At 37.0% G+C, this 10713-nt stretch carries 11 protein-coding genes; 10 read left to right on the top strand and 1 reads right to left on the bottom strand.

The window, feature by feature from the left end; all coding sequences use genetic code 11:
* Nucleotides 1-8: 8 nt before the first annotated feature.
* The 9 genes from G7B20_RS15055 (at nucleotide 9) to G7B20_RS15095 (ending at nucleotide 9191) form a co-directional block, all read left to right on the top strand.
* Nucleotides 9-1475: a type I restriction-modification system subunit M gene (locus G7B20_RS15055; protein ID WP_164112241.1), complete on the top strand. Its 1467-nt coding sequence runs from the start codon at nucleotides 9-11 to the stop codon at nucleotides 1473-1475.
* The gene (locus G7B20_RS15060; protein ID WP_164112242.1) at nucleotides 1475-3010 is read left to right on the top strand and encodes a restriction endonuclease subunit S; all 1536 of its coding nucleotides are present in this window, start codon (nucleotides 1475-1477) and stop codon (nucleotides 3008-3010) included. The genes G7B20_RS15055 and G7B20_RS15060 overlap by 1 nt, the downstream gene beginning before the upstream one ends.
* On the top strand, nucleotides 3007-3780 hold the full coding sequence (locus tag G7B20_RS15065) for a hypothetical protein (RefSeq protein WP_164112243.1): 774 nt from the start codon (nucleotides 3007-3009) through the stop codon (nucleotides 3778-3780). Before G7B20_RS15060 ends, G7B20_RS15065 begins: the two co-directional genes overlap by 4 nt.
* Before the next feature lie 13 nt (nucleotides 3781-3793).
* Nucleotides 3794-4444, top strand: coding sequence for a hypothetical protein (locus G7B20_RS15070; protein WP_164112244.1), 651 nt, complete (start codon nucleotides 3794-3796; stop codon nucleotides 4442-4444).
* 47 nt (nucleotides 4445-4491) lie between these two features.
* Entirely contained in the window at nucleotides 4492-5316 is an 825-nt protein-coding gene (locus G7B20_RS15075) for a hypothetical protein (protein WP_164112245.1), read from the top strand.
* Between the two features lie 259 nt (nucleotides 5317-5575).
* Nucleotides 5576-6040, top strand: coding sequence for a hypothetical protein (locus G7B20_RS15080; protein WP_164112246.1), 465 nt, complete (start codon nucleotides 5576-5578; stop codon nucleotides 6038-6040).
* A 295-nt stretch (nucleotides 6041-6335) separates the two neighbouring features.
* Nucleotides 6336-7643 (top strand): AAA family ATPase, encoded by a 1308-nt coding sequence (locus G7B20_RS15085; RefSeq protein WP_164112247.1) that lies wholly within the window; start codon nucleotides 6336-6338, stop codon nucleotides 7641-7643.
* Nucleotides 7640-8269 (top strand): retron system putative HNH endonuclease, encoded by a 630-nt coding sequence (locus tag G7B20_RS15090; protein ID WP_164112248.1) that lies wholly within the window; start codon nucleotides 7640-7642, stop codon nucleotides 8267-8269. Before G7B20_RS15085 ends, G7B20_RS15090 begins: the two co-directional genes overlap by 4 nt.
* Nucleotides 8270-8324: 55 nt before the next feature.
* Nucleotides 8325-9191: a hypothetical protein gene (locus G7B20_RS15095; RefSeq protein WP_164112249.1), complete on the top strand. Its 867-nt coding sequence runs from the start codon at nucleotides 8325-8327 to the stop codon at nucleotides 9189-9191.
* Nucleotides 9192-9219: 28 nt separating this feature from the next.
* Here the strand turns inward: G7B20_RS15095 and G7B20_RS15100 are convergent, their stop codons facing one another.
* Nucleotides 9220-9492 carry a helix-turn-helix domain-containing protein gene (locus G7B20_RS15100; protein WP_164112250.1) on the bottom strand — a complete coding sequence of 91 codons (273 nt, stop codon included), beginning with the start codon at nucleotides 9490-9492 and terminating at the stop codon, nucleotides 9220-9222.
* Between the two features lie 546 nt (nucleotides 9493-10038).
* On the opposite strand from G7B20_RS15100, the gene G7B20_RS15105 reads away from it, so the two are divergent.
* The coding region (locus G7B20_RS15105) for a hypothetical protein (RefSeq protein ID WP_164112251.1) at nucleotides 10039-10713 on the top strand (675 nt) is incomplete at its 3' end.

A 10713-nucleotide genomic window follows, 5' to 3' on the forward strand; every position in this document is an offset into this window, starting at 1 on the left:
CATATAAAATGAGTGCTGAAGAAATTGCCCAAAAACTATGGAACCTCTGTAATGTCCTACGTGACGACGGAGTAACCTATCACCAATATTTGAATGAATTAACATATATCCTTTTCCTTAAGCTTTCAGAGGTTAGGAAATTTGAAAATGAAATTCCAGAAGAATACCGCTGGAAGAGATTCAAATCTGTAAAAGACAACAAAGAGCTATACGATACATACCGTGAGTTGTTGGCTACGATTTCTGCAAAAACAGATAATGCAACTATAAAAGAGATCTATACCAATGCTTCCAGTATGCTCCGCAAGCCCGTCAATCTACGCACATTAGTGACAGCTATAGACGGTATCGATTGGTTTGAGGATACAGAGAAAGATCAGATCGCAACGATTTATGAGGAATTGTTAGAGAAAAATGCAAACGAAAAGAAATCTGGTGCTGGTCAATACTTCACACCACGTCCTTTGATCAATGTAATGGTTGATCTCATGGTGCCTAAGATCGGTGAAAAATGGAACGACCCTGCTGCGGGTACTTTTGGGTTTATGATCGCAGCCGACCATTATCTCAAAGAGAAAACAGACAACTATTTCACGCTAACGGAAAAAGATAGACAGTTTCAAAAGTACGAAGCTTTTTCAGGTTGCGAGCTCGTACAAGACGCCCACCGCTTAGCATTAATGAATGCCAAGCTACACGGTATCGAGTCGCCCATAGCACTAGCTGACACCTTGAGCCAAGAAGGCGAATCCTTCAAAGGATACGACGGTGTCTTAGCTAATCCTCCTTTCGGCACTAAAAAAGGAGGCGAACGACCAACACGTACGGATTTAACGTTCTTAAGCTCAAATAAGCAGCTGAATTTCTTACAGCACATCTACCGTTCACTACATAATGATGGTAAAGCGCGTGCAGCTGTGGTATTGCCAGACAACGTATTGTTTGAAGACGGTGACGGTTTAAAGATCCGTCGTGACTTGATGGACAAGTGTAATCTACATACCATACTACGTCTTCCAACAGGAATATTTTACGCAGCTGGTGTCAAGACGAACGTTTTATTCTTCACCCGAGAAAATACTGAAACCGGCAACACTAAAAACGTATGGGTTTACGACATGCGTACCAATGCTCCAAGTTTCGGTAAGCGCACACCATTCACCCGTGCAGCATTTGCCGATTTCGTGAAGGCATATACTGGTGGTATTTCAATAGATGAGGCCAAAGAAAACTGGCAAGGAAATATTGATGAAGTTAAACGTGCAGAAATAGCCAAAGAAGATAACCGTTGGCAAGTATTCAGCCGTGAGGCCATTGCAGCCAAAGGGGATTCGCTGGATATTGGTTTAATAGCGGATAGTTCGTTAAGTAACGGGGACGATCTCGGCGAACCAATAGATATCGCAAAAGAAGCTATGTTGGAGCTGAATGCAATTAATAAAGAATTGGAAGATTTGATAAAGGAGTTGAGCTAATGGAAAAGGTATTCCCTAAGGGATGGGTAGAGACGGAATTTACTAATTTAATAGCACATGTTTTAGGTGGTGATTGGGGAAAAGATGTTGACTTTGAGGATGAAAATTATGTTGAAGTATATTGCATTAGAGGTAGTGAGATTAAAAATTGGAGTACGCATTTTGGTGATACTGCGGTAGTTAGAAAGATCAAGAAGTCGAGTCTTGATAGTCGACGATTAATAAATGGCGACATACTCTTAGAAATTTCAGGAGGTGGTCCTGACCAACCGGTTGGCAGAGTGGTTTTGATCACAGAAAATACCTTTGATAGATTGCCCGAACTACCTTTAGTTTGTACAAACTTTTTGAGATTAATTCGCCCCGTGTCACAAATCAATTCAAGTTATTTTTGTTCATATCTAGATTTTTTTTATTACAGCGGAGAAGTTGTTAAATATCAAGGTGGTAGTAATAATTTACGTAACTTAAAATATAAGGAATATGAGACAATACAAATCCCTCTCCCTCCACTAGCCGAACAAGAACGAATTGTCGTCAAGTTGGATAAACTCTTTGCCCAACACGAAAAGATAAAAGCAGCACTTGACCGTATTCCGCAATTGCTAAAAAATTTCCGTCAGCAAGTATTGACTCATGCAGTCACGGGAAAACTAACCGAACAATGGCGGGAAGGTAATGACTTGATGGATATAGATGTTTATTATAATCAAATAACATTAGATCTCGAAAATCATTATAACGATAAGTTAGAATTAGCAAAGAGAAACAAACTAACTAAACCCAAGGATCAAAAGAAAAATAAAAAATCAGAGAAAGGAAATATAATACTGCCTGAATTGCCAAACAATTGGAGGTATTATAGATGTGAAGATATTTGTTATTTAGTTACTGACGGTGCGCACCATCGACCTACTTATATAGATCAAGGTATCAAATTTCTAAGTGTTAAAAATGTGCGACCTTTTACGATTAATGATACAGATACAAAATATATTTCTCCGGAAGAGCACAGCAAACTAATTACAAGATGTAATCCTGAAGCAGGAGATATTCTTTATACAAAAATAGGAGCTACATACGGATACGCTTCAGTAATAGAACTAAATTATGAATTTAGCATTTTCGTAAGTTTAGCATTGATAAAACCGTCTAGAAAAATTCTATCGAAATATTTAGAAATAGCATTTAATTCTGGATTAGTTTTTAACCAGGCACATTTTAAAGTTTCCGGAATTGGAGTTCCTGATTTGCATTTAATTGAAATTAGAGATTTTGCAATTCCATTAACACCTCTTCAAGAACAAGAGGAAATCGTTCGTCGAGTAGAAAGCCTTTTTGCCAAAGCCGACATTATAGAAGCACGTTACCAAACCTTAAAAGCCAAAATAGACTGCTTACCGCAAGCCATTTTAAACAAAGCATTCAAAGGCGAACTGGTTCCTCAACTTCCTACAGATGGTGATGCGAAGGATTTGTTAGCAGAGATTATGGCGTTGAAGAAAGAAATTGCAGGTAAAAAGAAACAAAAATGAAAAATCCAACTGAGTTACTAAGGGATTTTTTTGACAAATCGCTCCTGATCAAACTTTCAACAGAACCAATCGATCATAGCTGGGGTGAAAATCTAAAAAATCACATCAGTAATCATGCTTTCACTGATCCTTTTAACGTAGATGAACAAACTGATCCAGAACAAGTTCAACATTTCAATAGGTTGATGAAAACTGAAGGTGATACTATAAAATGGCGAAAGTTAATACCTTCGGGCAATCAACTTTACATAAAACCGGAAAACAAGGAAGAGCTTATTCCAGATGCTGTATCTCAACTTTACCTTCAATTAAGCATTCCTATTTTTGAAAATTTTATAGTCTTATTGGAAAATTTTTTACCTAAAAAAGTCAGGAGGAATAGCTTCGAAATTATTAATGATTTCTATCTTGAATTTAAATTTGAGCTAAAAGAACTGGACGATAAAAAGGTATCCTACAAATATCCAACTATTCTATTACTTCATAATTTGCGTCTATTCCGCAATTCTATCACTCATTCGGACAGTAAAGTATCAGACCTTGAAAAAGAATTTATCAAATACAACGAATGTGTAGACAAAAAGAAGAAAGGATATGAAGACTTAGATCATCTTTCAAAAATTATATTTTGTTACAGGTTTTCAAAGGACGGTTCTAAAATTTTCTTAGACAAGGAAGCATTTGAAAATTTATCAGATTTATATTCACAGTTAGCTTACATTGGCTATTTATGCTTTTGTAAGAAGAACAATCATAATCCGGAGTTTTAAAAAAATTAATAAGATGGATTTAACTATTTTAAATTCTGCCCTAATAGGATCTATCGCAGGTAGCCTTCTAACATTTATCATAACGTTTTTTCAAGATAGTGTAAGGTTCAAAAGGGAAATGAAAAAGCAAACACATTTGCGCATTCTTGAAAAGGCAGAAAAAGCCGTAGGTTATCATTTTACATACTATACAAAGCTCATCGAAATGCAAAAGGTCTTTGAAGTGATGAAAGGAGCATTGGATGAGTACCAAAACAAAGCTGAAGGCCTAGAGGCAATATTTCCTAAATTACAAGAAGTAAGTCTAATAATTTCGAAGCTCCAAAATGATTATCAGATAGAAGCAAATTCTATATTCCTATATATTGAATCGAATGTATTTAATGACTGGTATGATAACAAAATAGAGGAGCTGACCAACTGTTTAGTTCAATTTAAAGCGAATCAGAATGCCTTTGAAGAAAGCCTTGCACAGTACATGCAATATGTCGGGATGGAATGGACTCAACAAGATGATGCATGGAAAAATGTGATTAAATATGCTGGCAGTATGCAACTAGACATCGATAATATTCTTGTCGTTTTGAAAGAATATATTCAGATTTCAAAAGATATCGTTACAGAAATTAGAGTAAAAGTTCCTAGAAAGCATCTCAAAATTTAATGAGGACGAATCTTAACTAAAAATCGACGCAGAAATAGCTAATTATTATGAGCAAAACGATTAAAATAAATACGCCATCAACTATAGACTTTCAAAAACTCTATGACTTCCTATGGGAGTCTGATCCGTCCGTATTTGCGATAGGTCGTTCTCCGGACATTGTATACTTCTATCGCGACGGGTATTCTACGCGTGGTATTGATGTTTCCAAAGAAGACGGTGGGTATGAAGTTCGATTGACCACATTAGCTAATTCTGCAGATTATAAGCTAACAAAGAGCGTCATACTATTTTTCGAAATGAACCCTGCTGATACGGTGATATGGTTTGAAGATAGGATGGTAGAATCCGCCAATATTTTCTCAGAGAATGAGATAGACAACTACTTCAAACGTGATATAGAGTTGGTGTACCAATTATCGAATCAGCATAAAACAGCCATAACTTTATCTGCGGCAAATCACGACTATTACCTAGGAGAGTATGCCTTTTCGAAGATCGACATGCAAACCGCTGGTTGGGAGATGCGGACTGAACAGCTAATACAGCAAGTATTATACAGATTACCTAAAAGCGAAAGTGATAACATCCTACAAATCGGCGAAGCTGAGGAGATGAAAATAGCCAAACTGGTCACTGCCGACGTTTCATACGTTTTGAAAAAGTATGATGCATTGTTATTTAACAAAAGTATGAACAGCAATCGGATGCATGACATGGTATTCCTGACCAATGACATACTTAACGATAACTTACCAACGTCTTGGGAACGTATAGACGACTACACCATTTTAGCTCCTGCGCTAGGTTGGGAGACATATTTGGAGTATGTCTGTAAAATGACCCCATTTCATCAACCTGAATTGTTTTAGTTATCTTATTGCTAATCGTTACAACAAAAATATAAAGCCCATATTTTATAGAATCCTTAAAGAAGGGACACTTTTACACCACGACGTATAAATGAAAAATACATTAGCTATATTAATAGTCACTACAATAATATCGAGTTGTTCTAGTAGAACTAACCAAGAAAACGATCAATCGACTGAAAGTCAGTATTACACAGAGCAACCTAGCGTTCAATATCAAGAGCAAGCTCTTCAAGAAGAACAAAGTAAAACTGAACAAATGCGAGATCCTTTGGAAGGATTACGGCATGAACCAATTACAGAAACAAAACGAACAGTCAATCCCGATGGGTCGATTACAGAGTATTCTACAACAACCGACGGAGTCAATACCTCCACTTCTACAAAAACATATACACCCAATACATATTCGCGTAGCTCAGATAACAACAAAGTTGATTTTGAAGAAGCATACGAATATGCTAAAAAAGCCTACAGAAATAGTGATGACATTGACTATGCTCAAGATTATTTAAAAAAAGCGATGAATGCTTTCTCCAATGCGGAGACAAAAGCCAATAATATAGATTGTTCCAATGCGACGTGGTCAGCATCGGATGGGTATAGTAATGCTAAAAAAGGATATAATTCAGATACGTCCGAAGATATTGAATACTACGCAAAGAAAGCAATGAATAATGCCGAAGAAGGAATATCTTATGTAGAAAATTGCGAAAGGGAATAAGGCATTCGGCCTTACACTATTCTGCAGTTATGTCGCAATTATGTAAATAAGGGGCTTGAGAAGGAGCTGTACTTCTTTCGGGATGTCGTCAAAGAGGCATTTCTCTCGTAGGACTTAGGCCATCGGGAAGCAAATGTTTAAGAAGGCACTCCTTGTAAAGTATTGCCAGTGCGGCTAATATACAGATCTCCAAAGCAAAAAGAAGAAAGAAGAAAGTATACTGTTCAAATCTTAGCTTTTTTTTATTACTTTGTATATAGAAAATCTAATAAGAACAAAAAACTAATTTGATCCAGTGAAGATAAAAAATGTACATATTGACAATATTGGAAGGTTTTCCGATCTAGAAATTGGCTTTACCAACACTGATGACCAAATCGTAAAACACATCATCTTGATAGGTAATAATGGATCCGGTAAGACTACTATATTAGAGTCCATTTCTTTAGCATTGAGTTGGTTTGTATCAAGGGTGAAAAGCGAGAAGGGTAATGGAATGCAGATTCAAGAGTTGTCTATTAACAATAAAGCGAATGCTGGACACATAAGGATTGATGTAGAAGATCATAATACCCCATTTCGATGGACTATTTCCAAGTCTAAAAAAGGCAAGAAGAATGAAGTGCCGACAAATTTAGAAGGTGTCAATAGATTGGCCGATTTATATAGAACCAATTATACACAAGATGATGATCTTTCATTTCCTTTACTTACTTATTATGATGCCAATAGAGGTGTTCTAGATATACCCGTTCGGATCAGAACAAAACATAACTTTGAACAGTTAAATGGGTATGACAATTCTTTGAAAGGTATTGTCGATTACCGTACTTTTTTCGAATGGTTTAGAGAGAAAGAAGATTTAGAGAACGAGAGAAAAGTTAAACTAATAAATTCTATTGGCGGAAATTCAAATCTTGATGCCAGTTTTTTAGAGGAATTAAGGCAAGCGACGGATAAACAGTTGAATGTAGTTCGACAGGCGTTAACAACATTTTTGCCCGAGTTTGAGAATATACGGGTAGAGCGTAAGCCAAGAATACATTTAGCTGTCAATAAAAATGGTGAACACCTCAATCTGGAACAATTATCTCAAGGCGAAAAGTTAACCATGGCGATGGTAGGTGATATTGCTAGACGTTTAGCCATATTAAATCCAAAATTGGATAACCCGCTGCATGGATCCGGTATTGTTATTATTGACGAAGCTGAGTTACATCTACATCCCCAATGGCAAAGAAGCCTTATTAAGAGGTTGAATGATACGTTCCCTAATTGTCAATTTATTTACACAACGCATTCGCCATTATTGGTTAGCGATTTTAAAGATATTATCTGTTATTCATTATCTGATGGTGACCTAGAACCAGTAGATCAGCTATTTGGTTTAGATGTCAATCAGGTTTTACTCGAAGCAATGAATACCGACGTTCGTAATTCTGAGGTACAAGACAATGTGGACAATTTTAGAGATGCTATAGCAGATAAAAACGTAGATCTTGCCAGGACCTTATTTAGAACATTGAGTCAACAATTGCCCGACAATCATATCGAAATGATTAAATCACGCTTATTATTGAGGAAAATCGAGCTGCAAAAATGAGGCGTATCAATAAAGGTCCAGAACCCGTTTCTTTAACTCAACTAAAGCTAGATCAACCCCTATTTACGTATCAGGATATGGATGGTGCATATAGTGTTATTCGTTCAGATATCAGGCAGTCCTGTATTGCTGAACAGTTCTCATTGTGTGCTTACTGTTGTGATAGAGTTGATAATATTAGCAGTCACAATGAGCATATTATTCCGCAAAGTGATCCTATGGGTGCAAGTTTGACTTTAGAGTATACTAATATTGTTGCGAGTTGTAATTCCAACAATCATTGTGGTCATTTTAAGAAGAATAATGCTATTCCATTAACCCCCTTAATGGGCAATTGCGAGGGAGACATCATATATCAACTTAATGGTAAGATGACCCACAGAAATCCTGATGCACAACGTACTATTAGTATTTTGAACTTACGGAATTCAGCACTCAGCGAGAAAAGAAAGAATATAATTGATTTGATAATTTTTGAGTATGTGGATGATCTCGGAGAAATGGTATTAGAAGATGTTGATTTTTTAGAACTCATGATTGATGAATTAAGAACACCAGATGCTGCTGGAATGTTAGAGGCATTTTCGCCAGTAATTATTAATGTACTTAGGCAATTGATAACATAACTGCATATTCCGGTGATATGCAAGACGCCAATCTAAAATTCCCTATCTTTACAATATGAATCAATTATCCCACTTGCCGGAAGATAAACAGAGAGAGATCCTAGCTGCCTTAGCTGTAATTAAAGATGTAGCTCCAGTTGCAAAAATAATTCTGTATGGAAGTTTCGCAAGCAACGATTGGGTGGATGATATTGATTTTGTTCATGGTGCAGAACTCGAATATCGTAGTGACTATGACTTTCTCGTAATATTGGAACAGATTGATGAGAAAGATTACAATATTAAAAGCAAAATTGTTAACCGAACTAAAAGCTTTCGGCACCGAGTTAGTCCGATGGTGCGTAGTATATCGTATGTGAATTATGGTTTGGAAACTGGACAATTCTTTTTTAAAGAGATAGTTGAAAGAGGAATAACATTGTTTGATAATGGCAATACAACGTTTTCTCCATCACGTCCGTTAACTATAGAGGAGCAGCGAGAATTAGCAAACGACTACTTTCGTTCTTATGTAAAAGGAGGCAGTAGACTTTTGAGAATTGTTAAGATAACACTTCCTGATTTTTTGGAGGATCAAGAGGAATTGAAAGAACTTTTGTTTGTACTTAGGCAGAGTTTTGAAAGCTTTTACGCAGGTTTGAGTTTAATTTTTAGGGGTTATAAACCCAAGAATCACGATTTAGATGAATTGCGTGATCTGACAAAAGTTATTTCAGATGATCTTAATTTTGTTTTTGTAACTTCTGATGAAAAAGAGGATTATAGACTCTATAGACTGTTAGATCGGAGTTACATTGACGCAAGGTATTCGTTGCATTACACGTTAGATTCTAACGATCTAATAAATCTTATAAAGAAAGCTGAAATATTAGAAAGAATTTCACTTCGATTATCAGAAGAAAGATTAAGGTCTTTAGAGTAGGTTGATTTGATTACAAATTTCTTTCTATTTACTTCCTGTCTCTACGTAAGGGTAGATGTTTAGGTATTTCTATGTTGAAATTGAAAACCTCTGAAGGTTGTATTTCTAAAGCCTTGCACACAGCAATAAGACCACTTACCGACATATTATTTCCGCCTCTAATTATACGGTAAACTTGGCTATAACTGAATCCGGTTCTGTCTTCAATATCCTCCAAAGTAATTCCCTTTTCATTAGATATTGACCATAGTCTTTCCCTAACTAGTTTTAGATTTCCCTTATCTATATATTGTTCGGCCATAGACAAAGAGACATTTTAAAAAAGCTATTTATTATTCCAAATTTGGAATAATTGAAATTGATTACTATATTTGAATTATCATTCGTTGGTAATGGCGTGAGAAACCTAAAACCAGTATGAATGAGAAGTATAGACTTAAATAAGAATCGTAGATATTCAGATAGGGCCTCCCTTAATTTTTTAAGGTCGTGGTCGCGTAGTTTCTCACGCTCAACCATTGAGCAAGGGAGGTTCCTTTTCTGTTCATTATATTTTATTGGCAACCTGAAATGTTGGCTTTTTAGGCTATTGATCTGTCCCCCAGAATAGTATGTTTCACTCACCATTTTTATTTATTCAAAGTATCGGTTACACCAAATAAAAACCAATTATTTCTATTAGCACACGCTCCAGGTATAACGATAGCGTTAAATTGTTTAATTTATTGACATATAGATTTTTAAATAATACTGTCTGAAATAAGACTTTCCATCTATTTGTCGCTAATATAGCTTAAAACCTCGAAGAGCTCTTCAAGGCTTTTGGCAAACTTAAATTACTTGAAAAATGAAACATTTTTTTAGGGGTGGGGAAGGACTGTCCTGTGGACAGAGTGACAAAGATCTTTCTAGTCACCCGATAGAACAAAACAATAGATTTCGAGATAGATTATCTACGATGAGCCCTTCGGGGTTGCTTCTTCGCGAAGCTCATCGCAATGACGAACGGGAGGCAGGGCAATCCGTGATAAATCTGGTAAAAAGATATCCAGCAGATCCACTCTTGGTAAGAAGTAGCTACAGAGCAGGTAAGGAACCTGTAGGGGCTCAAGACGACCGATTTCATTCTGCCCAAGGCCTGCCCTTGTCCGGCCTTGATTCTGCCAAAACACGGTCGATCCCCGATGGATCCCCGATGAATCCCCGGTCACCATCGGGGCGCGATCGGAGAACGATCGGAAGTTCATCGGGGAAAAGTGGTATTTGCCCAGGTTCTGGCAGGTACCCAGTAGGGGCTAGCGCTGCTTATCTGTCGCCTACTGGTGGCGTAGCAGATGGTTCACAAGCAAGAAATAACCAAGGAACAACCGAAAAACAGGCCAAGCGCCAACAAAGCCCAGAGAAAGAGCCGCAGATAGGTAATGCCTTTGCAGGCGGCAACGAGGTGTCCGACAGGAGAGAGGTAGTGACTTTGTTCGCACCTTGTTCGCCCCTTGTTCGCACCTTGTTCGGCAAATGTCTA

It is taken from the genome of Sphingobacterium sp. xlx-96 (assembly GCF_011007365.1).
Lineage (GTDB): Bacteria > Bacteroidota > Bacteroidia > Sphingobacteriales > Sphingobacteriaceae > Sphingobacterium > Sphingobacterium luzhongxinii.